General features: G+C 65.0%; 17 protein-coding genes and 1 pseudogene. 12 read left to right on the forward strand and 6 right to left on the reverse strand.

What is annotated here, in order from left to right; translation table 11 throughout:
* The first annotated feature begins 64 nt into the window (after positions 1-64).
* The 12 genes and pseudogenes from DAAJ005_RS00780 (at position 65) to DAAJ005_RS00825 (ending at position 12,143) form a co-directional block, all read left to right on the forward strand.
* Positions 65-1,213 carry a heparan-alpha-glucosaminide N-acetyltransferase domain-containing protein gene (locus DAAJ005_RS00780; protein ID WP_151845436.1) on the forward strand — a complete coding sequence of 383 codons (1,149 nt, stop codon included), beginning with the start codon at positions 65-67 and terminating at the stop codon, positions 1,211-1,213.
* Between the two features lie 63 nt (positions 1,214-1,276).
* The gene (locus DAAJ005_RS00785; RefSeq protein ID WP_226342352.1) at positions 1,277-2,398 is read left to right on the forward strand and encodes a hypothetical protein; all 1,122 of its coding nucleotides are present in this window, start codon (positions 1,277-1,279) and stop codon (positions 2,396-2,398) included.
* A gap of 4 nt (positions 2,399-2,402) precedes the next feature.
* Positions 2,403-3,668: a polysaccharide deacetylase family protein gene (locus tag DAAJ005_RS00790; protein WP_226342353.1), complete on the forward strand. Its 1,266-nt coding sequence runs from the start codon at positions 2,403-2,405 to the stop codon at positions 3,666-3,668.
* A 264-nt stretch (positions 3,669-3,932) separates the two neighbouring features.
* Entirely contained in the window at positions 3,933-4,271 is a 339-nt protein-coding gene (locus DAAJ005_RS19385; protein ID WP_370519691.1) for a hypothetical protein, read from the forward strand.
* Positions 4,272-4,276: 5 nt separating this feature from the next.
* Entirely contained in the window at positions 4,277-4,861 is a 585-nt protein-coding gene (locus DAAJ005_RS00795) for an enolase C-terminal domain-like protein (RefSeq protein ID WP_370519692.1), read from the forward strand.
* Positions 4,858-5,868 (forward strand): SDR family oxidoreductase, encoded by a 1,011-nt coding sequence (locus DAAJ005_RS00800; protein ID WP_151845437.1) that lies wholly within the window; start codon positions 4,858-4,860, stop codon positions 5,866-5,868. Before DAAJ005_RS00795 ends, DAAJ005_RS00800 begins: the two co-directional genes overlap by 4 nt.
* Positions 5,852-6,241, forward strand: a complete 390-nt coding sequence (locus tag DAAJ005_RS19035; RefSeq protein WP_151845438.1) for a hypothetical protein — start codon at positions 5,852-5,854, stop codon at positions 6,239-6,241. The genes DAAJ005_RS00800 and DAAJ005_RS19035 overlap by 17 nt, the downstream gene beginning before the upstream one ends.
* Positions 6,234-6,698 (forward strand): hypothetical protein, encoded by a 465-nt coding sequence (locus DAAJ005_RS00810; RefSeq protein ID WP_151845439.1) that lies wholly within the window; start codon positions 6,234-6,236, stop codon positions 6,696-6,698. Before DAAJ005_RS19035 ends, DAAJ005_RS00810 begins: the two co-directional genes overlap by 8 nt.
* Positions 6,688-7,421: pseudogene (locus DAAJ005_RS19390) on the forward strand (gluconate 2-dehydrogenase subunit 3 family protein); the annotation flags it as partial. The gene DAAJ005_RS00810 and the pseudogene DAAJ005_RS19390, both read left to right, overlap by 11 nt.
* 270 nt (positions 7,422-7,691) lie before the next feature.
* Positions 7,692-9,287 (forward strand): GMC family oxidoreductase, encoded by a 1,596-nt coding sequence (locus DAAJ005_RS00815; RefSeq protein WP_226342361.1) that lies wholly within the window; start codon positions 7,692-7,694, stop codon positions 9,285-9,287.
* A 111-nt stretch (positions 9,288-9,398) separates the two neighbouring features.
* The gene (locus DAAJ005_RS00820; protein WP_151845440.1) at positions 9,399-9,785 is read left to right on the forward strand and encodes a sensory rhodopsin transducer; all 387 of its coding nucleotides are present in this window, start codon (positions 9,399-9,401) and stop codon (positions 9,783-9,785) included.
* A 3-nt stretch (positions 9,786-9,788) separates the two neighbouring features.
* A complete protein-coding gene (locus DAAJ005_RS00825) occupies positions 9,789-12,143 on the forward strand; it encodes a glycoside hydrolase family 15 protein (RefSeq protein WP_151845441.1) in 2,355 nt (784 codons plus the stop codon).
* Between the two features lie 93 nt (positions 12,144-12,236).
* Here DAAJ005_RS00825 and DAAJ005_RS00830 read toward each other — a convergent pair whose 3' ends face one another.
* From DAAJ005_RS00830 to DAAJ005_RS00855, 6 genes are all read right to left on the reverse strand, one after another.
* Positions 12,237-13,046, reverse strand: a complete 810-nt coding sequence (locus DAAJ005_RS00830) for a carbohydrate ABC transporter permease (RefSeq protein ID WP_192930718.1) — start codon at positions 13,044-13,046, stop codon at positions 12,237-12,239.
* A 211-nt stretch (positions 13,047-13,257) separates the two neighbouring features.
* Positions 13,258-14,202 carry a carbohydrate ABC transporter permease gene (locus DAAJ005_RS00835; protein WP_370519693.1) on the reverse strand — a complete coding sequence of 315 codons (945 nt, stop codon included), beginning with the start codon at positions 14,200-14,202 and terminating at the stop codon, positions 13,258-13,260.
* Between the two features lie 325 nt (positions 14,203-14,527).
* Entirely contained in the window at positions 14,528-15,568 is a 1,041-nt protein-coding gene (locus DAAJ005_RS00840; protein ID WP_192930712.1) for a zinc-dependent alcohol dehydrogenase family protein, read from the reverse strand.
* 50 nt (positions 15,569-15,618) lie between these two features.
* Positions 15,619-16,203, reverse strand: coding sequence for a hypothetical protein (locus tag DAAJ005_RS00845; RefSeq protein ID WP_151845443.1), 585 nt, complete (start codon positions 16,201-16,203; stop codon positions 15,619-15,621).
* Between the two features lie 97 nt (positions 16,204-16,300).
* Positions 16,301-20,728: an alpha-2-macroglobulin gene (locus DAAJ005_RS00850; protein ID WP_151845444.1), complete on the reverse strand. Its 4,428-nt coding sequence runs from the start codon at positions 20,726-20,728 to the stop codon at positions 16,301-16,303.
* 176 nt (positions 20,729-20,904) lie between these two features.
* On the reverse strand, positions 20,905-21,918 hold the full coding sequence (locus tag DAAJ005_RS00855) for a sugar-binding transcriptional regulator (protein WP_151845445.1): 1,014 nt from the start codon (positions 21,916-21,918) through the stop codon (positions 20,905-20,907).
* Positions 21,919-21,920 lie beyond the last annotated feature (2 nt).

Here is a 21,920-nt window from a genome sequence, read left to right on the forward strand (position 1 = left end):
CGACGGCCAGCCCACTGCCGCGTCACTTCACATGGGCGTCATCTGGCGGACGCACCATCGCCCCATGAGTGGCATTTCGGTGACGGGGGTTCCGGCTGAAGTCCAGATGGACGCTGTGACGCTGCAGAGGGTTAAAACAGCCCGCCTGACCGCCCTGGACGCCTGGCGCGGCCTGACCGTGCTGCTGATGCTGCTGGTCAACAACGTCGCGCTGGGTGGGCGCACGCCGTACCAACTGGTCCACGCGCCCTTCGGCGGGCTGACCCTGACCGATCTGGTCTTCCCGTGGTTCCTGCTGTGCGCCGGGGCGGCCTTGCCGTTCTCGCTGTCGGCCATGACCCGCAGTGGCGTCGTCGGCTGGCTGCGGGTGCGCCGCTTGTTGACCCGCGCGGTGCTGCTTTATCTGGCCGGTGCCTTCCTGACCAGCGTGACCATCCGCGCCCCCACGCTGGGGCTGGGCGTGCTGCAACTGATCGCCCTGGCAACGCTGTGCGCGGCGCTGCTGGGCGGTCTGCGCGGATGGTGGCAGGCTGGGATTGCCGCCGCGCTGCTGCTGGGCTACGCCGCCTTTCTGACCCTGACCCCGCACGCGGCGGGCGTGGGTCTCATTTCTGAGACACAGAACCCGGTGCAGACGGTCAACGATGTGGTGCTGACTCCTCTGGGGTTGCGCGGCCTGATCTCGGTGATTCCCACCACGGCGCTGGTGCTGCTGGGCGCGCTGGCGGCCCGGCCCCTGCAACAACGTGACAGCCGCGCGCCGCTCAAGCTGCTGGGGCTGGGGGTGGCCCTCAGCGTCATCGGTTTTGGCTGGGCGGCCAGCGGGCACATCCCTTTCAGCAAGGCACTGTGGACACCGCCGTACATCCTGTATAGCGCGGGGCTGGGCATTCTGGGGATGCTGGCCTTCTGGCTGATCGCCGATTCGGGGCGTGTGCGCTTTGGGCGCAGGCTCCTGGCCCCGCTGACCATTCCGGGGCGCAACGCGCTGGCCGGGTACATGCTGCCCATCCTGATCAAGTTCTGGATCTTGCTGGAGTGGCAGGTGAACTGGACGGGGAAAAGCCAGAGCATCATCGCTTCGCTGCTGGAGCTGAGCCGCACGCATCTGGGCGGGTTTGCGGGCGGGCTGGTCTACACGCTGGGCTATGTGCTGGCCGTGTGGCTGGGGCTGGCCTGGATGGCGCGGCGGGGGCTGATCTGGAAGCTGTGAACGCTGACCCGCCTGATCTTTCTAGCCTGCCCACGCGTCTCCCCACCGCTCAAAGGACCCAATATGATGCGCCAACGACACATGACCCTGCTGCTGTGCAGCCTGCTCGGATCGGCGCTGGCCGCCCCGGAAAACCACACCCCGGCAAACCTGACTTACGGCGGCACAAATTTCAATACCCTGGCCGCCGACTCGTACAAACTCGCGGGCCTCAACGGCAAATTCACCGACTGGCTGGACGAGGCGTACCTGAAAGCGGGCCTGCCGCTGAAGGCTGGAGCGGCAAAAGACCAGACGCTGGGGGCCGCGCTGGACATCCGCAAGGCTGAGCTGAAGGCCGCGAGGGGCGACGCCCGCGACAGACTGGCGCGTGAAACCGCCGTCTGGGCACACGCCTTGATCAAGAAGGTGGTGCCGAGGTTCAGTCTGGAACGCGGCTTCGAGTTTGCCAGCCTCGCTACGAACGGCGAGCGCCAGTGCCTGCTCCAGAGCGTGGTGATTGCCGGACTTCTGGAGCGTGCCGGGCTGGACGCCGGGCTGGTGATGGTCTGGAAGAGTCAGGAGGGCCAGGAGAGCAACCTGGGCCATGTGACCAGCGTGCTGCGGCTGCCGGGCGGCGCGGGAGATCTGGAGGTGGATGCCAGCGAACCCACACCCACCGCACGTCACGGCGGCGTGCTGGCCTGGGCCGCTGGAGACTACCGCTTCCTAAACGCCCGCTTTGGCCCCGGAGACGTGATCACGTCCTCTACCCGTGCGGACGGCAAGGGAATGATCAAGCCCACCGATCTGTCCTTCCTGAGCCTGAATTACGTGCGTTCCCAGTTCGACTACTACCGGGGTGAGCGGGCCATCGGCGGCCTGCTGGGCACCGGCACGGGCAAGGCCACTGCCGACGGCTTGAAGCTGAGCGAGAAGTGGCTGAAGGCCGCGCTGGCCGAGGAGCCGAACAATGCGCTGGCCGCAGGCGTGCTGGGGAACGTCTGGCGCAAGGAGAGCCGCAACCCAGAAGCGCGGGCGCAGTACCTGAAAGCGGCCAAACTGTACGCTGCGCAGGGCCACACCCCTGCCGGAATGGCCGCCAACCTGAAATGGGCTTCGACTCAGGCCAGTGTGGGCCATTCCGCGCAGGTCTTCACCCCTGCCCTTCGACTCTTCGCGCTCCTGAGCGCCGCCTACAGGTGATTCCTTGACCCGCATCCTGCCCCGACGAATCGTTCTCGGTCTGCTGCTGGCCGGGACCGTTCACCAGGCCGCCGCTTTCGCCGCCGCCCCTTCCGTCCATCCTTCGACGCTGGTCCGAAAAGCAGCCCAGATGCCCGGCCAGATTCAGCCTGTTGCGCCCGGCACCCGCCCCGCGCCGCCGCTGCCCACGCTGACGCTGACGCCACCCATCGCGCAGGTCTACCGCGTCGAGTACCTGAGCAATGGCTTTATCGAGGCCGCGCACGCCATCGTGACGGTGACCCCTGCTGAGCGCGGCGCGCTTCGCCCGATGGCTGCCGAGGTGGTGCGCCGCGTGCTGGCCGCCCGTCCCAGCCTGAGCGAGGTGGACCTGAGCATGTACGACCGGGGCAGTTACGCGGGTTTTGGCGGCCCCCTGCCTGTGCTGACGGCCAGCGTGCCCCGGAACAGGCTCGACGACTTTCTGGCCTGGACGGCGCAGGAGCAGGCGGGGAGCGTGGCCAGTTACGAGCGGGTCTGGGTCAACCCCGGCAACCTGCCCGCCTACCGTGAGCCGGATCAGGTGCTGGAAACCACGCCGAAGCTTCAGACGGATCAAGCGGCACCTGCCCGTCAGGCGCGGCAGAACGTGCGGGATATCCGGCGAACCACCGCGCAGATCGTGGGCGGTCTGCATGACGGGCTGCTGTACCGGGGCAGGCGTGGTGGCGGGCGCATCGCCGCCCTGACCTTCGACGACGCGCCTCACCCGATGTTCGAGCCGTTGCTGCTGGACCTGCTGCGCCGCAGCGGCGATCACGCCACTTTCTTCGTGATCGGGCGCAACGCCCGCGCCTACCCGTATTTTGTCCGCGATATGGCCGCAGCGGGCCACGAGGTAGGCAACCACACCTACCACCACGTTCGCCTGCCGCCCCTGCCGCTCGCCGAGGCGTCCCAGGAAATGCAGTGGGACAACGACGTGATCAGGGAATTGACAGGCAAGCCTGCCCGCTATTTCCGTCCCCCCGGCGGCGACTACACCCCGCAGACGCTGGAAGCCGCACGCAGTCTGGGCCTGACCACCGTGTTCTGGACCGATGATCCTGGCGACTTCGCCAACCCCGGCGACGCGCGGCTGGAGGCCAGATTAAAACGCAACCTGCGACCCGGCGGCATCGTGCTGCTGCACGACAACGCCCCGCAAATGCTGGACGTGCTGCGCGAATTTCTGCGGGTGGCCCGCCAGGAACGGGTGCATCTGACGACGGTGGGCCGCCTGCCCAAGTAGGGCGGCGCGGAGTCCCAGCCCCCACCCTGCTGGACCAGCCCCCATGCCATTAGAAAGATCAAGAACCTTGCACCGAGCCGCAATCTTTTTTAAATGTTTCATCTGAGTGCGAAAAAGTTGGGGGTACGCTCCTGGTGTTGACCTGGCATGGACCGGACACGGGTATCAGGCACGGACCTCGCTGCTCGTGAAAACGCAGATCATGACAACGCAGCGCGGTCCGAAAACACAGCGGATCAGCATACGAGACATGGAGGAATGATCATGGCGAACGTCAGCGATTTTGTGGACCGACAAAACCCGCTGGACACCGCCCGCCACTTCTGGACGATGGCCGGGGCCGTTCGGAATCTGGGCTGGCCGGGTGTGGCTGCGGGCGCGATTTCGGCGGTGGATATTGCTTTGCACGATCTGAAGGCGCGGCTTCTGGACGTGTCTCTTGTTCAGATGCTCGGCGGCGTACGCGAGAACGTGCTGGCCTACGGCAGCGGCGGCTTCACCAGTTACAGCGTGCAGGAGCTGGAAAAGCAGCTCAGCGGCTGGGCGCAGCAGGGCTTGAAGGCCGTCAAGATGAAATCGGCAGCCGCCCCGAAGACGATCTGAACCGCGTGAAAGCCGCCCACGCCGCCATCGGGAACGACGTGGCCCTGTTCGTGGATGCCAACGGCGCGTACAGCCGCAAGCAGGCGCTGGGATTCGCCGGGAAATTTGCCGATCTGAACGTGTCGTGGTTTGAAGAACCCGTCTCCAGCGACGATTTAGCGGGTCTGAGGCTTTTGCGGGACCGTGGCCCCGGCGGCATGCAGATCGCGGCGGGCGAGTACGGCTACACGCCCACCTACTTTCACCACATGCTGGCGGCGGGGGCGGTGGACACCCTCCAGGCCGATGGCACGCGCTGCGGCGGTGCATCCGGCTTTGGTTTAGCGGCGGCCCAGGCGCAGGGCGCAAATATTCCACTCAGCGCCCACACTGCCCCAGCCTTGCACGCCTCCCTGGCCTCCGCGCTGCCGAATGTGGTCAACGTGGAGTATTTCTTTGACCACATTCGCATTGAGGACATGTTTTTTGACGGCGTTCCCAAACTCAGGGATGGCTACCTCTACCCAGACCGCAGCCAGCCGGGTCTTGGCCTGACATTCAAGACGGCGGACGCCCAACCCTATTTACAGACCGAATGGAGGTCATCATGACCAGAAGTAAGAAACCGAGAATCGTCGTCGTCACGGGCGCAAGTGCTGGAGCGGGCCGCGCCGTGGCTGTTGCCTTCGGCAAGCGCGGCGACACCGTGGCTTTAATCGCACGCGGCAGGGCTGGACTGGAAGGCGCGAAGATAGAAGTGGAATCGGCAGGCGGCAAGGCCCTCGTCGTGCCGTGTGACGTCGCCAACGCCGACGCGGTGGAGGCCGCAGCCGAGCGCATTGAAACCGAACTCGGCCCGATAGACGTGTGGGTGAATGTCGCCATGACTGGAGTGTTCAGCTATGTCAAGGATATGAAGCCGGAAGAGTACAGGCGCGTCACGGACGTGAATTACCTGGGTTTCGTGTACGGCACGCTGTCGGCCCTCAAGCGGATGCTGCCGCGCGATTCGGGGCGCATTATTCAGTTCGGCTCGGCGCTGGCGTACCGGGGCATTCCCCTCCAGAGCGCCTACTGCGGCAGCAAGCACGCCATCCAGGGCTTCTGCGATTCGCTGCGGGCCGAACTCCTGAGCGAGAACAGCAAGGTCACCGTCAGCATGGTGCAGATGCCCGCCATCAATACGCCGCAGTTTGACTGGCTCAGAACCCGGATGCCCCGCAAGGCGCAGCCCGTCCCACCGATCTACCAGCCGGAGATTCCCGCCGCCGCCATCCTGTATGCCGCCGACACCGGACGTCGCGAGTTGCTGGTGGGCTTTCCCACCTGGGTGGCCGTGTGGGGCAACAATTTCCTGCCCGCCGTGGGCGACTGGTATCTGGCGAAAACCTGCATCAACGGCCAGATGACCGATCAGGTCCAGCCGAAGGACGCCCCCGACAATATGTTTCACCCGCTGGACGACGAGAAGGACTGGGGTATGCACGGGCGTTTTGATGACCGCGCCAGAACCATGAGTTGGGAGTTGCCGCTGGACGAACACCGAACTCTGTTCGCGGGGGCGCTGGCCGTGGTTGCTGCGGGCATCTGGGGGATGAGCCATGCGCTCCGCCGATAAGCTGGCCACCGTTTCTACCCTGGCGGCGCTGGCCTCGCTGGCGGTCATCAGCGCCCGGCAGTTTGATCTGATTCATCACTTGCCGGAGCTGCCGGGCAAGGTGTTTCAATCCAACAGGCTGACCACCTCCGAGGACAGCAAGGTGCTGGGTCTGCCGGACGGGCCGCTGGGCATTGGCAGCTACGCGCTGACGCTGCTTCTGGTCTCGCGCGGCAGTTCGCTGGCGAAATACAAGGTGGGCCTTGACCTGCTGTACGCCGTCTCGCGTTCGGGTGGCACGTACCTGAAGCAAAAGGAACTGTGCGGCTGGTGTCTGGTGGCCGTGGGCGCAAGCGCGGTGAGTACGGCGGCGCTATGGGGGTCCAATGAATAGGCTGGAGAAACGCGCCCAAAACGACGTGAAGGTCATCCTGCGCGATGTGAACCACGGACGCTTTGAAAAGAGCATGTCCGGCGTCACCGCTGCCAGCGCCCTGCTGGTCTGCGCGGAGGTCTATTACGAGCATTACAAGGGCAGTTTCGGCAACCGCGTGATGTGGTCTCCGATCATCGTCACGCCGCCGCTGGTGATTGCCGGAATCGCGGGGATTTTCAGTGTGAAGGCGGCCAAAACGGCTCTGCCCGCTGCCTCGCTGCTGTACATGCTGACCGGGGCGGTGGGCCTGGTGATGCACATTCGCGGGGTGTCCCGCAAGCCGGGCGGCTGGAAATTCGCGGCTTACAACGTGGTCATGGGGCCGCCCGTGATCGCCCCCGGCCTGTTTGCGATGGTGGGCGGCATGGGCCTGCTGGCCTCTCTGGTGCGGCGTGAGGGTGCGGATGACGACTAAATCGCGCCCCCAGACTTCTGCCACACAGACCAACCCATTTCGCTCGGCAGATCACCTGCCCAAGCAGCGCGGTGGACAGGCCCCAGATCCCAATTATCTGCCGCGCCAGCAGGCCGGAATCACACCGCAGATGCATGGGCGCTACCCCGATTTGACACCCTCTCGCAGGAGAACGCCTGGGACGAGGTGACGCGCAAGGTGGTGCTGGAACGGCTGGAACCTTACGGTGATCCGAAGTTCTTTACGCCGCAGGAATGGCGCACCCTGTCCGCCTTCTCGGACGTGTTGCTGGCCCAGCACACCGCGCCGAAAGTGGACGTGCTGGCGCATGTGGACGCCAAATTGCACGCGGCGAACGGTGGCGGCGTCAACGGCTATCAATTTGATGACCTTCCCAGCGAGCAGGACACCTTGCGGCGGGCGGCGGCGGGACTGGACGAGACGGCGCGGGAACGCGGGGCAGCGGAGTATGCCGAAGCCCCGCCAGAGCTGAAAGCCGCCATCCTCAGCGATTTTATGGACGGCAAACTTTCGGGCGGCGCGTGGCACGGAATGAATGTCAAACGGGCATTCCAGGTCATCACGGGCGACTTGCTGGAGGGCTATTACAGTCACCCGTGGGCCTGGAACGAGGTGGGCTTCGGTGGCCCGGCCTATCCGCGCGGCTACATGCGTCTGGGCATGGCGCTGGACGAGGACGGCGATCAGCGCGAACCCTGGGAGAAGCCAGAAACGCGCGATATCAACGCGGAGTTGCTGCGCGATAACGAGCAACATCTGGGCAGCAAGGTCAAGGCGGACAAGCCGATAGATCTTGACTGGCTCAAAACGGAGGCGGCACGCGCCGCTGCCATTTCCGCCGAACTCGCCGCCAATCCGCGCCAGTTCCGGGCCAACAGCTATAAGCGGCTGCTCAAAGGGGCCATCCAACCCAAGGAAAACGATAGTTTCCGCCTGCTGCACGTTCACAAACGGGCCGTGCCGCAGGAGAAGATGCGGCGCTACACCGATGACGATGAGGTTGACCTGCTGATCGTCGGCGCGGGCGCGGGCGGTGGGGTGCTGGCGCAGCGGATGGCCCGCGTGGGCTGGCGGGTGGTGGTGCTGGAGGGCGGCCCCTTCTGGGACCCGGATGCTGACTGGGTCAGCGACGAGGCCGCCTCTCACCACATCTACTGGAATGGCAAACGCATCATCGGCGGCGCTGATCCGGTGGCGATGGGCAAGAACAACAGTGGTCACGGCGTCGGCGGCAGCATGGTGCATTACGCGGGCTATGTACCGCGTTTTCACCCGTCCGACTTCATGACGCAGTCGCTGGACGGGGTTGGGGCCGACTGGCCGATCAGTTACTGGGACGTGGCCCGCCATTACGAGGCGTGCGAGGTGGAGCTGCCCGCCGCCGGACAGGACTGGCCCTGGGGCCACGTTCACCGCTACACCCATAGCCCACACCCGGTCAGCGGCGCGGCGGAGCGGCTGATCGTTGGGGCGGATAAATTCGGGATGAACCTGAAAATCGGCCCGGTGGGGATTGCCAATGGCACCTTCGGCAACCGCCCGCACTGCATTTACCGGGGCTTTTGCCTCCAGGGCTGCAAGGTGAACGCCAAGGGCAGCCCGCTGGTGACGCACATTCCCGACGCGATTAACCACGGCGCGGAAATCCGGGCCAACAGCACGGTGCTGAGGGTGCTGATGGACGGGGCGCGGGCGACGGGCGTGGAATACGTCAGGGACGGCCAGATTCGCCGTCAGCGGGCAAAGAAAGTCGCGGTGGCGGGCTACGCGATTGAGTCGCCGCGCCTGCTCCTCAACAGCGCCCAGAAGGATTGGGATGACGGCGTGGGCAACCGTCACGATCAGGTGGGCCGTTACGTGATGGTGCAGGGTGCGCCCGTGGTGATGGGCCGTTTTCCCGAAATGCTGCGGACGTACAAGGCCCCGCCGCCCGAAATCAGCACCGAGCAGTTTTACGAGACTGACGACCAGCGCGGTTTCAAGCGGGGGTTTTCGATCCAGACCACCGGGCCGCTGCCCATCGGCTTCGCGCACAACATTCTGGGCGAGGGCCACTGGGGCGACGCGCTGCGCGAGTACGGGCGCGACTACAACCACTGGGCCAGCCTGGGCGGCCTGTGCGAACTGCTGCCGAACGCCGACAACCGCGTGACGCTGGCGGACGTGACGGATCACAACGGCCTGCCCGTCGCCCGCTTTGACCACTCCTTGCACGACAACGATAAGAAGAACATCGCCTATGCCATGCGCTTCATCAAGGGGCTACTCCAGCAATCCGGGGCGCAGGACATCATCGCCGTGGAGCGCTTTGCCCACCTGATCGGCGGCAACCGCATGGGCTTCTCGCCGGAGGACAGCGTGGTCAGCAGCGATCACAAGGTCTGGGGAACGGAGAACCTGTTCGTGACGGACGGCAGCGCCTGTCCGACGCAGGGCAGCGCCAATCCCGCGCTGACCATCATGGCCCTGAGTTCACGGCTGGGCGAACGTTTCAGCCGGGGTCAGGTGCCGGACGGGCAGCCGCAGCGAGTCAAGCAGCGGGCGGAGTTGTTCGGGCCGGTGAAGTAACAACGCCTCTTTAGTGGCCTCCTCACTCCTGCTGCTCTCATCACGTTCCTGCCTCACAAAGATGGAGGAGCGAGAAGCCGTGTTTTCAACTCTCTCAAAGGAGCTATTCCCATGTCCCATTCCTCCACTTCCGATATCGGCAAACTTGTCTGGGCCATCCCGGAAGGCTGGATTCCCGGCTGGAGCAACGGCCCCGAACCGGAACTGCTATCGCATGAGGCGGCATGCATCCTGAACCCGAATGACCGCGATGCACACATTGAAATCACCATCTACTTCGAGGACCGCGATCCCGTCGGGCCGTACAAGTTGACGGTGGGAGCGCGGCGCACGCTGCACCAGCGCTTCAACACGCTGACAGACCCGGAGCCGATTCCGCTCAGCGTGGCCTACGCATCGGTGATCCGCTCGGATACGCCAATCATCGTGCAGCACACCCGGCTGGATTCGCGGCAGGCCGAGAACGCGCTGCTCAGCACCATCGCCTACACGGAGTAACGCATGACCCCCAGCTCTCCACCTCTCAGCCCGATCCACCCTGATCCCTACGCCCCTGAGGCCCCTGGAAGTCCCGGCCTGAAACCCAAATGGACCAGCAGCGCCAAGGACGCCGTGACCGGGGCGCTGGGCGGCGGACGGGTGCGGGCTGCCGTCGGCTACGGCGTGGTCAACGAGGTCTACTGGCCCTCAAGCGGTGAGCCGCAGGTGCGTGACCTGACCTTTATCGTCAAAACCGCAGGCGGCTGGGTGGACGTGAAGCGCGACTGCACCTATACCCTGACGCCCTGTAAGACTGGCCCGCTGATCGGGGTCATGCATGTCCACGCGGATGATCCGGCGTTCAAACTTCGTCTGGAAATCATGCCGTCCATTGAGAACGACTCTCTGCTGATCAACTACTCGCTGGAAGGTGGCGGCACTTTGTACGCGCTGCTGGCCCCGCATCTGGCCGATTCTGGCGCGGACAATACGGCCTGGGTGCAAGGCGGCATGCTGTATGCCACGCGAGGGGACGCGGCGCTGGCGATGTCGTGCAGCGGCGGCTACGGTGGCATGAGCGCGGGCTTCGTGGGGGTCAGCGACGGCTGGCAGGACTTCGCGCAGCACGGCCAGATGACCTGGCAGTACGCGCGGGCCGAGGGCGGCAATGTGGCCCTGATGGGCGAGTTGAAGTCGGCAAGTGGCACGCTGGCGCTGGCCTTCGCACGGCATGCGGCAGGGGCGGCCATCCATGCGCGCGGCAGTCTTCAGCGTCCCTATGCTCAGCAACGCGCCGAGTTTCTGGAAAACTGGAGGCACTGGACGGGCCGCCTTCAGCTTCCGGCAGGCAGCGACGAGGAACGTGACCGCGCCCGCCTGAGCGCCCAGGTGATCCGTGTCCACGAGGGCAGCGATTTTTCCGGGGCCATCATCGCCAGCCTGAGCGTGCCGTTCGGGCAGGCGCACAGCGATCTGGGCGGCTACCACCTGGTCTGGCCGCGCGACATGGTGGAGGCGGCCACCGGACTGCTGGCGGTGGGGCAGCCGAACGACACCCTCCGCAGCCTGAATTACCTGCTGGCGGCGCAGTCCCCAGACGGCCACTGGCCGCAGAACCTGTATCCCAACGGTGAGCCGTTTTGGTCTGGCGATCAACTGGATGAAACCGCCTTCGTGCTGTTGCTGATGGGCAAGCTGCGCGAGGAGGGGCTGGATTCGGCCTTCCGGCAGGAGGCGCTGGAATGGGCGGCACGGCGGGCCGCAGGCTACATCGCCCGTCACGGCCCGCTCAGTCAGGAAGACCGCTGGGAGGAAAACAGCGGCGTCACGGCCTACACCCTGGGGATCATGATCGCCGCGCTGGTGGCTGCCGTGCCGTGGCTGGAGCCAGAGCAGGCCGATTACGCGCTGGCCCTGGCCGACGACTGGAACGCCCGTTTAGAAGGGTGGTGCTACGTGACGGGTGACGACGCCCCGCTGGCCGAGAAATATGGCGTGCCGGGCTATTACATCCGAATCGCGCCGCAGGCCGGACAGAATCCGGGGCGGCAGACCGTGGAAATCGGCAACACGGGCGGCCTGACGGTGCAGGCGGGCGGGCTGGTCAGTCTCGATTTTGGCTATCTGGTGCGCGTGGGCCTGCGCCGCGCCGACGATCCGCGTATCCGTGACACCCTGAAAGTGGTGGACGGCGAACTGCGCTACGACTCGCCCGTCGGCCCGCTGTATTACCGCTATCAGCACGACGGCTACGGCAATACGGCGGACGGCGGCCCGTATCTGGGCCAGGGCATTGGGCGTCCTTGGCCGCTACTGGCCGGGGAGCGGGCGCATCTGGCGCTGCTGGCGGGCGAGTCGCCAGACGCGTACATCGGGGCCATGCTGCATTCCAGCGGTCCCGGCGGCCTTTTTCCCGAACAGGTCTGGGATGCGCCGCCCATCCGTGCGTTTCAGCCGGGCAAACCGGCAGGCAGCGCCATGCCCCTCGTTTGGGCGCACGCCGAGTACCTGAAGCTGCTGTGGGCGCGCGAACACGGTCAGGCTTACGAGGCACTGGCGGCGGTGAAGGAGCGCTATCTGGAAGGTGGACCGCCTCCGAAAATCCGTTTCTGGCGCACCGACTCACTGTCATTCGAGCTGCCTGCCGGGTTGTCCCTGTGGATCGAGGACACCCGCCCATTTACCTTGAGCTTTGGCTTCGGCGCGGCGGCGGTCTGGGAGGGAGTGCAGGAGTGTGAGGCGCAGGCAGGCGTTTTCGGGTTGTGGCGTGTGGAGTTCCTGGCGCAGGAACTGTCAGGTCACTCGGCGCTGAATTTCACCCGGCGCTACGGCGATGATTGGGAAGGTAAAGATCACCGTGTAAAGCTGGGAGACTGACCTTGACGGGTCACTTCAGGGTTTTTGTCGGGTCAGAAAAAGCAACGCAGCGTTGGAGCTTCTGCTCTAACGCTGCGTTCCAGAATGTCGTCTTTAGCCCTTCATCCCGGTCAGAACGATGCCCTCGATGATCTGCTTCTGGAAGATGGCGAACACGATCAGCACCGGAATCACCGCCAGACTGCTGGCCGCCATGATCAGCCCCCACTGCGTTCCCGCCTCCCCGTTAAACAGCGCGGTGCCCACTGGCAGCGTGCGGAACTCCGGTCTCTGGATCACGATCAGCGGCCACAGGAACGCGTTCCAGTTGCCCAGAAAGGTGAAGATGGCCAGACTGGCCAGCGCCGGGCGAACCAGCGGCAAAGCGATCCGCCAGAAGATTCCGAACTCGCTCATGCCGTCGATGCGCGCCGCTTCCAGCAGGTCATCGGGCAGCGTCTCAAAGAACTGCCGCATCAGAAAGACCCCGAACGCACTCATCAGGCCGGGGAACATGATCGCAAAGTAGGCTCCCGGCACACTCCCGGTCAGGTGGATGTCGCTGACCCCCACGAACCACGGGATAACCAGCATCTCGGTGGGGATCATCAGCGTGGACAGGATCAGGATGAAGATGAGGTTCTTGCCGGGAAAGTCGAACTTGGCCAGGGTGTAGCCCACCATCGAGTCGAAGAACAGCACGGTGGCGGTGGTGACCCCGGCCACCAGCAGGCTGTTGCCGAACCACTGGATGAACTTGGTTTCCAGCAGGACCTGGCGGTAGTTGTCCAGGGTGGGCGATTCGGGCAGAAAGCTCAGGTTGAACAGTTCCTGAAAGCTCTTGAGGCTGGTCAGGAGCATCCACATGAAGGGAAACAGCGTGACCACGATGCCCACGGTCAGCACGAGGTAGGCCAGCAGCATCGGCGTGTTGAGGCGGCGCTGCGGGCGAGGATCGCCCGCCGTTTCACGGGTGTCAGGTTTGTCCAGTGTCGTGGTCATACAAACTCCGATTGGAAGGTGTTGGAAACACCTGAAAATCTGAGCGAAGCGAGTAGGAGACAAACGGGTTCCGGGCGTGGAGTTAACGAACCGGAGCTGTCCCGGTTTGTTAACGAAACAGACGGAATCCGTATCATAGGTCATACCGCCGGGTCAGGAAGCGCAGTTGGAACAGGGTGATGGCCAGGATGATCAGGAACAGCACCACCGTGATGGCCGAGGCATACCCCATCTGGAAGCGTCCGAACGCGATCTGATAGATGTACAGCGCCACCGTCATGGTGCTGCCCAGCGGTCCCCCCTGATCGGTGAAGTTCAGGTTGACCACCTGCGTGAACAGTTGCAGGTAAGAAATGGTCCCGGTCACCACGCTGAACACGATGGTGGGATTGAGCAGCGGCCAGGTGATCTTCCAGAACGCCTGGGTGCCGTTCGCACCGTCGATCTCGGCAGCCTCGTAATAACTGCGGGGAATGGCCGACAACCCGGCCAGGAACAGCACGATCTGAAAGCCCAGGTTCTGCCACACCACCAGCGCCGCCGTGGTGGCCAGCGCCTGATCCGGGGAGTTGAGAAAGTTCTGCGGGGTGATGTGCAGCCAGATCAAAAAGGTGTTGACCGGACCGAATTGCGGGCTGAACAGCCACTGCCAGACCCACGCGGCGGCCACGATGGGGGTGACGTAGGGGGCGAAGTACAGCGCCCGGAACAGCCCGCGCAACGCGATGATCTTGTTCAGGAGCAGGGCCACGATCAGTCCCAGCGCGATTTGCGCTGGGACGCCGATGACGGTGTACAGCGCGGTGTTCCGCAGCGCTTGACCGAACTTCTCGTCGGCGAACAACCGCTGATAGTTCTCGGTGCCGACGAAGGGCTGGGTGTCTTTGAGGATGTTCCAGTCGAACAGGCTCAGCCGCAGGGCAGAGAGGGTGGGCAGGAAGCGCACGATCAGGTAGAAGATCAGGGGGACCAGCAGGAAGGTGTAGGCCGTGCGGGTCTGGTGCCGCCGCATCGAACCGCCCCGCCGGGGTGGGGGCGGCCTGCCCACGCCGCCCATCAGGCGTGGAGACGCCTTCATCTGTGCTGACAGTGGCCCGTGACTGGCCCGCTTGACATCATCAAAATACAAAACATATGTGCCCCCTCAGGACCAGATGCGTTCAGGACTGTCTTGGCACGAGATTGTACGGCGTCACGGAAGGCTTTTTGCGCTGTGCAGGACCGGGATGTGGTCCCGGCAGAGCTGATACAGACTCTGATTAAAGGGTGTCGAAAACACCCGTAATCTGAGCGGAGCGAGTAGGAGAAAAACGGATGCCGGACGTGGGATGTAGGAATCGGCACTGTCCCGATTTCTTCACGAAACAAACGGAATCCGTATGAGGCGTCCCCTTCTGGACTGCTTACGCGAAACGGTCAATCACCTGAACTCCAAGGGCGTTAAACGAGTCCATCCCCGTCAGTGCATCGATAGATTCTTCGAGCGTCAGCCGCGCGCCGATCAGGCGGTCCGGGCGTAGCAGGCCGCTTTCGATCATGCCCAGCATCTCGGGATAGGCGTGGGCGGCCATGCCGTGGCTGCCATAGATTTCCAGCTCTTTTGAGATGATGGCGTCCATCGGCAGCGGCGGGCGGCTGTGTTCGGCTACCAGCAGGCCCACCTGCACATGCCGTCCCTGGGTGCGCAGACACAGGATGGAATCGGTGCAGGTCTGCGCGTGTCCCAGCGCGTCCAGCGACAGGTGTGCGCCGCCGCCCGTGACCTCGCGGATGGCTGTCACCACGTCCACTTCCCGGCTGTTGAGGGTCACTTTCGCCCCCAGTTCCGCCGCCCGATCCAGCTTGTCTGCGCCGATGTCCACCGCGATTACCCGTGCGCCCAGTGCGCGGGCAATCATGATGGCGGACAGGCCCACGCCGCCGCAGCCGTGAACCGCCACCCACTCACCACCGCGCACCCGCCCCTGCTGCACCACCGCGCGAAAGGAGGTGGCGAAGCGGCACCCTAGACTGGCTGCCGTCACGAAGTCCAGACCGTCGGGGAGGCGCACCAGATTCTGCTCGGCGTAGCGCAGGGCCACGTACTCGGCAAACGATCCCCAGGCCGTGAAGCCCGGCTGAAACTGGTCGCGGCAGACCTGCTGCTGCCCGCTTTGACATTCCGGGCAACGCCCACAGCCCGAGACGAAGGGCAGCGTCACCCGGTCCCCCTCACGCCAGCGGGTGATGCCCGCCCCCACCGCCACCACGGTTCCGGCGATCTCGTGGCCAGGAACGTGGGGCAGCGCGATATCGGGGTCATGGCCCATCCAGCCGTGCCAGTCGCTGCGGCACACGCCCGACGCCTCCACGCGCAGCACCACGCCGTCCGCTTCCGGCATGGGGTCCGGGACAGTCTGGAGTTCGGGACGAGTGCCAAATTGCTCGTAGACGACGGCTTTCACGCCCTGAACTCTTTCATGATGCAGACTCTTGCATAATTATGGGCCGCCCATCACCACTTCAGCGCTCCTTTCCAGCCCCGCGTCCGCACCCGCTTTGCCGCGCGGACGGTGGCCTCGCGATAGGCGGCATTCAACTGTGCCGGGTCACGCTCCAGCAGTTTGGCGTCCAGTCGGGCGTCTGCTACGCCTTCCAGCCCTGTCGGGGTGCGCGGGTCCGCCTTCCCCTCGCCGCTGAAGGTGCGGGCCAGCCCCTCGGCCAGCCATCGGGGGATTCCGGCAGGCTGGGCCGTGTGGAACGCCTCGTGCCGGATGGTGGTGGGCAGCAGACCACGCGCCGCCAGCGCCGAGAGCCGTTGCGTGCGGATGACCGCGCCCTGGGTGGAGGCCGCAATATTGACTGGTTCCCCGGTGAGGGCCTGGAAGTCTGCCGCATTGCCTGCTGCCTCAATCCGTACCTTTGCAGGAGGTGAAAGACCCAGCGCCTTCAAGTCTCGCGCCGCCGCATCCCAGGCTTTGAAGACGGCCCCGAGGTGCTGACGGTCACGCGGATCCACGTAGGTGACGGTCAGCGGGCCGTGCTGGGCCTGAAAGGCGTGGGCGGCAGGGGAGAAGAGGGTCAGGCAGAGAAGGGCCACGCCAACTTGCAGACGGCCTGCTGCACCCTTCACCCCTCTGCTTTGCAGCGCCCTGTTTTCAATGACAGGAGGCAATCGGAAGATTCCAGCTCTTCTGTCACTGCCCCCGGTCCCGCACCGTGAACGTCGTCGCCGGGGCGTAGCCTTCCACGTCCGGGTCATACATCAGGAAGGCGTGGGTGGGCAACGCCGTGAAGGTGCCGGGGGTCTGGGCGCGCAGCAGGTAGGTCATCTTCTGCGCGCCCTTCAGGTAGTCGGCGTACAGATCCACGCGGTCATCCAGCAGGTCACGGCCCGCGTACCAGTAGTTCCAGTTGCCCCAGTCGTACTCGTCGGGGTCTTGCAAGCCCGCAATCGCCAGACTGCGTTCATCCAGCGCCTTCATGCCTGCCGGGATGGGATCGCTGACCACCATGTATCGGGCGGCCTGACCCACCGGCTGCACGCTGAGGGTCACCAGAATCAGATCGCCCACCGTGACGGGCTGCATCTGCCCGCCTTTCAGCAGCGTGACGCGGCGGTAAGTATATTTGTTATTTTTGGCATCCCAGACGGGTTCCAGGCGCTGATACTGGCGGCTCAGGCGGAAGCCCTTGCTGGCGTCGCCCTTCAGTTCGGCGGGTTCGCGGCTGTAGTTCAGTTGGGTGCTGAAGGTCAACCCGGCGGGTGCGCCCGTCAGCGTGACCGTGTGCGCCCCGGCTTTCAGGGTGCTGGCATCAATTTTAAGAGTAGCTGCCTCCTGCCCGCTGAGGGTGGCCTGCCCGGCAGCTTTGCCGTCCAGCAGGGCACTCACGTCGCCGCTCATGGCTTTCGGGGGCTTGAGGGCCAGCGCGGCGACGATCACGCTGGTGGTGTCCTGGGTGGACAGCCATTTCGGGCCGCGCCGATTGGACAGCAACCACTGTGAGACGCCGGGAATCAGGGCGCTGTTCGGCTCCAGCGTGGCGACGGCCTCCAGCGCGGTGGCCGTGACCTGCACGCTGTTGTCGTCCCAGTAGTCGTACCAGAAATCGCCGCCGTTCCGTTTCGGCGTTTCCCAGTGCAGCAGTGCGCCTTCATTGGTGCCGATCCGTCTGGCCTTGAGGCGGTCCAGCACATCGTGGGCGGCCTGGGTCTGGCCCGTTTTATTCAATGCCAGCGCGGTTTCCGCCAGCGCATAGGGCTCCAGATCCTTGCGGCGGGCGAAGGCCGCCAGTTGCGTCTTGTCCACCTTCCCGGCGTCGGCCAGGGCACGGTAAGCGCTGGCACGTTCGGCCTGTCGTCCCTTCGGATTGGGAACATTTTTGGCAAGGTACTGCAACCCGTTGTACAGCATGTCGTTGTTGACCTTTGCGCCCAGTTTCTTGGCCCGCAGCAGGCCCTCCACCACATAGGCGCTCATTTCCAGGGTGCTGTCGTCGTACTGCCAGAAGTTCCAGCCGCCGTCCTCGTGCTGGAACAGTTCCAGCCGGGCCAGCCCCGCGCTCACGATGTCGGGCAGATTCTCCGACACGCTCTGCGGCAGAGCGGCGCTGCCCAGATTTTCCTTCGCCAGCAGCGCGGGCAGGAAACGGCTCATGGTCTGCTCGGTGCAGCCGTAGGGGTAGCCCACCAGATACTCCAGCGCGGGCGACACGGCGGACAGCAGCGACGGTGTGAGACTCAGGCTCAGGTCCAACGTTTTCAGGTTGGCATCTGCCGGAATATTGAGTTTGATGCTGGGCTGGCTGGCACTGCCCACCGCCGTCTGCGTGACCTCGTACCCTCTGGCTTTCACAGGCAGGGGGAGTTTGAGGGCGTCATTGCCGGAAGCTGTGCGGGCGGTGAAGGTCACGTCTGACGTGCCCACGTTGCCTGCCCGCACCTGCATATCCGTGCGGACGCGCCCATTGGCGGCCACGTTCAGCGGCGTGCCGCCCGGTTTCAGAACCGCGCCACCCAGCGGGGTCAGGCCATTCAAGACTGCGCTGGCCGTGCCCGTCACTGCTTTATTCAGCGTGTTGTTCACGATGCCGGACAGCGTGACCGTGTCGCCGCGCACCAGGAATGTCGGCAGGCTCAGGCGGGCGATCACGTCCTTGGTGGTCATGGTGGTGGCGACTGCTTGCCCGAAGCGCGGGGTCTTCGTCTGGGCGCGGGCCGTGGCCACCCAGGTGGTCAGGTTATCGGGGAATTTGACCGTCACCTCGGCGTGGCCCTGCGCGTCGGTCAGGAGGTTGGGCACCCACAGAATGGTGTCCTTGAAATCCTGGCGCGGCGTGACTGGATCGGCGCTGGCCGAGTCGGCAGTCTTGCTCTGCTTGTCCTGCGCGAAGGAGGGGGCGGATTCTATCTGTCTGGGCGCGGAGGCCACCGTGCCCACCTGCGAGAAGTAGAAGTTGAGGCTGGAATTGGTCCCCACCGCGTTGCTGCGCGGCGCGTCAAAGACCTGGGCAATCGGCGTGCTGTTGTCGCGCTGCACCAGATAGATGGCCCCATCCACTATGCCCAGCGCCACCTCTCCTGCCACACCCTTGCCGTCCGCTGTCTGCACGTCCACGCTGAATTTTCCCGTGTCGCCGGGAGCGTAGCGGGCTTTTGCCGGCGTGACCTTGACTGTCAGGGCCGCGCCCACACGGGGAACTTTCACGCGGGCGTCGTTGCTGTAAAACTGGCCGTCCGACAGGGTAGACGCTGCCACGTAAATGTTGGGGGCCATGTCCGCCGTGACCGGAAAACGATAGGTCAGCACCGCGCCCGTGCCGCGCAGGACGGTAGAACTACGTAACCTGTCGCCCTCAAGCGTCACCAGCACCGGAGCGCCGGGTTTGGGGTTGCCCACCAGCACGGTGGCGGTGTCGCCGGGAGCATAGTTCTTGCGGTCCAGTTGCACGGTCAGATCGCGGTAGTTCCAGCCGTAGTCCTCGCCGGGCTTCAGCACCCAGACAAAGTTTTCAAAGGTACTCGCGCGGCCCTGCGCGTCTTTCACGGTGGCCCGCACCAGATACCCGCCGCCGCGCGCGGTAGACAGCGTGGTGCTGGCTGTGCCCGCCGCGTTCGTCTGCACCTGGGAGCGGGCCAGGCGCGTCTCGCTCAGCACCCAGGTCTTCTTCTTCCTGTCGTAGTCGTAGCTCTGGCGAATCAGGTCCAGGGTCACGGGTGCGGCGCGGCCCACATCCTTCAGATCACGGGTGTCCAGCGACACGCGGATGGGCTTACCCGCGTCATAGACGTAGCCGTCGGTGCTGGCCTCCACGTTCAGGCTGGCGGGAAAGGCGATCACCTGCGTCTGGGCGCTGACCGTGCGGCGCGACTCGTCCTCCACCTCAGCCTCAATGCGGTAGCTGATCGGCTGGCCGTCCGGGTCACGCGCCAGCGGCAGCGTCAAGTCAAGGTCTCCGTTGGCGTTCAGGCGCGTCTCCTCCTGAATCACCAGATCGGAGCCGTAGTCCTGGCCCTCGTCACCGGGTGGCAGATAATCGCTGTCGAAGCCGGGCGGATAGTACGGCGCGCGGGTGACGTTGTAATTGACCCTGGCCCCGCTCACGTTGCCCCCGAACAGGTAACGGGCCGAAATGCGGACGCTGACCTTCTCGCCCTGCACGGCGCGTTTGCGGTCCGGCGCAAGGGTAACGGCGTATTCGGGCTTCTGGTAAGCCTCCACCTGAAAGCTGCCGCCGATGTCGCTCTGGCTGTCGCCATCGGCCTTGTCGGGTTTCAGCGAGAAATAGTATTCGCCCAGTTTGGCCCCCACGGGCAGATCCAGCCCGGCGTTCAGCGATCCCAGCGCGTTGGTGGTCAGCGTCTTGCGGTACACCTCGTCGTTGTCGGGGGACTGGATGGTTACCCGCACCGACGTATTCGCCAGCGGTGTCAGTTTGTCGGCCTGCCGCAGCACCGCCTTGAAATCCACATGCTGGCCGGGGCGGTAGATCGGGCGGTCCGTATAGACGTACCCACGCACCAGCGGGGCCGCGTAGCTGTTCCATTCCGCCCCGCTGATGGCCCAGTCGTTGCCGTAGCGGGCCAGAAAGGTTTCCCCGTCGGCACTGGCCTTTTTCGCAAAGCGGGCCACGCCGTCGGGATTCGCTAAAACTGGAGCAGCCCCGCCCAGCGCCCACACCCGCGCCGCCCGCGTCTGGCCGCTTTCACGGTCCGCCGTGTAGGTCAGCGCCTGCCCCGCGTCGCGTTTGACCACCAGACCCAGGTTGCTGACCAGCACCACCGCGCCCAGACTGCCTGTTCCCACCACGTAAACGCCGCTGGGCAGCTTGCCAAAGTCCAGGCTCTGGTCCCGTTTCTTCAGCTTGACGGTGCGGATCGGCGCGCTCCGGCCCACGGCACCCAGTTTGGGTTCGTGTGGATCGGGCGAGGCGGCGAACAGGGCCGCCGGGTCCAGCACCTTGCTGAGGGTGAACACGGTCCCGGCAGGCGCATACACTTCCACGCTGACCGGCTGGCTGCCCCGGAACACGCCGCCGTAAATGGAAACCTCGCGCTGGGCGGGGGCCAGCCCCACCAGCAGCAGGCCGGATAACAATGCGCCGCGCGTCCACCGTCGTTTCATGTCTGCCCCTTTCGCAAGCCCTGCTTGCCGTTCCTGCGTCTGACCGAGAGTGCTGGGCTTCAAATCCTGCCTGATCAGATTGTGTCACTTCTTGCCTTGCCCGTGCGGATTTCGCCTACGGTAGCTGCTCCCGGAGTGCCCGGCATCATCCGAAAGGCTGGGCAGGGGAGAATGCCTCAGCCCCCGGCGTCCCCCAGCTCCAGCACGGCCCGCGCCGTCATTTCGTCCACGATCAGGCGGCGCATCAATGTTCCGGCCAGGGCGGCGTGCAGCGCGGCGGCCTTGCCCAGTCCGCTGACCACGCACAGCGACTCGTTCGCCCCCCGGATCATGGTCAGGGGCGGGCCGCTGGCACGGGCGTTCAGGGACAGGTCCGCGTCGCTGCCGTCGGCGCGGTAGAAGACGGTGGCGATGTCTCCCACTGCGCCCTCCTGCTCAAGCGCGGCCAGATCGCCAGCGTCCAGATAGCCCGCGCTGTACACGTGGCTGGGGGTGGAGGCGTCCACGCTGCCCACCGAGTAGATCAGCAACTCCGCCCGCCCCTGCAACTCCAGCACGTGCCGGACGCTGCGTTCGCGCCACATGGCCCGCTTGGTGGCCGGATCGTCAAAAAAGGTGGGAACCGGGAACAGTTGCGCCCCCGCCGAGAAGTTGCGTGCAAAGCGCAGGATCGTATCGGTCACGAAGCCGCTCATGAAGTCGGCGGCGCTGGCCGAGCCATTCAGTTGCACGAAGGTCAGCCCCGGCACCGGATGCGGAATCAGCGCGTGGCCCACGGCATTCATGGTGTTGCCCCAGGCCAGCCCCACCGTCATGCCGGGGCGCAGCAACTCGCCCAGCGCGGCGGCGGCGGCGGCGGCCACGCGCTCCAGCCACAGCGTTTCCGGGCTGCCCTGCGGCACGCCCACCACCTGCGCGTGCAAGAAGGGATAACGCGCGTGCAGACGGGCTTCCAGCGTCTGTGCCTGCCCTTCGGGGTCATGGATGCGGATTTCCACCAGACCGCTGCGCCGCGCGTGAGACAGCAGACGCGACACCTTGGGCCGCGACAGCCCCAACTCACCAGCAATCGCGTCGGTGGTCAGGCCCTGCACGTAATACAGCCGCGCCACCAGGACGGCCTGCACGTCCTGACTGGCGGCGGGTGGCCTGACGTTGGGTGGCCGGGGGGAAAGGGGAGGACGTGCCATGC

The sequence above is a fragment of the Deinococcus sp. AJ005 genome (genome assembly GCF_009017495.1).
Classification (GTDB): Bacteria; Deinococcota; Deinococci; order Deinococcales; family Deinococcaceae; genus Deinococcus.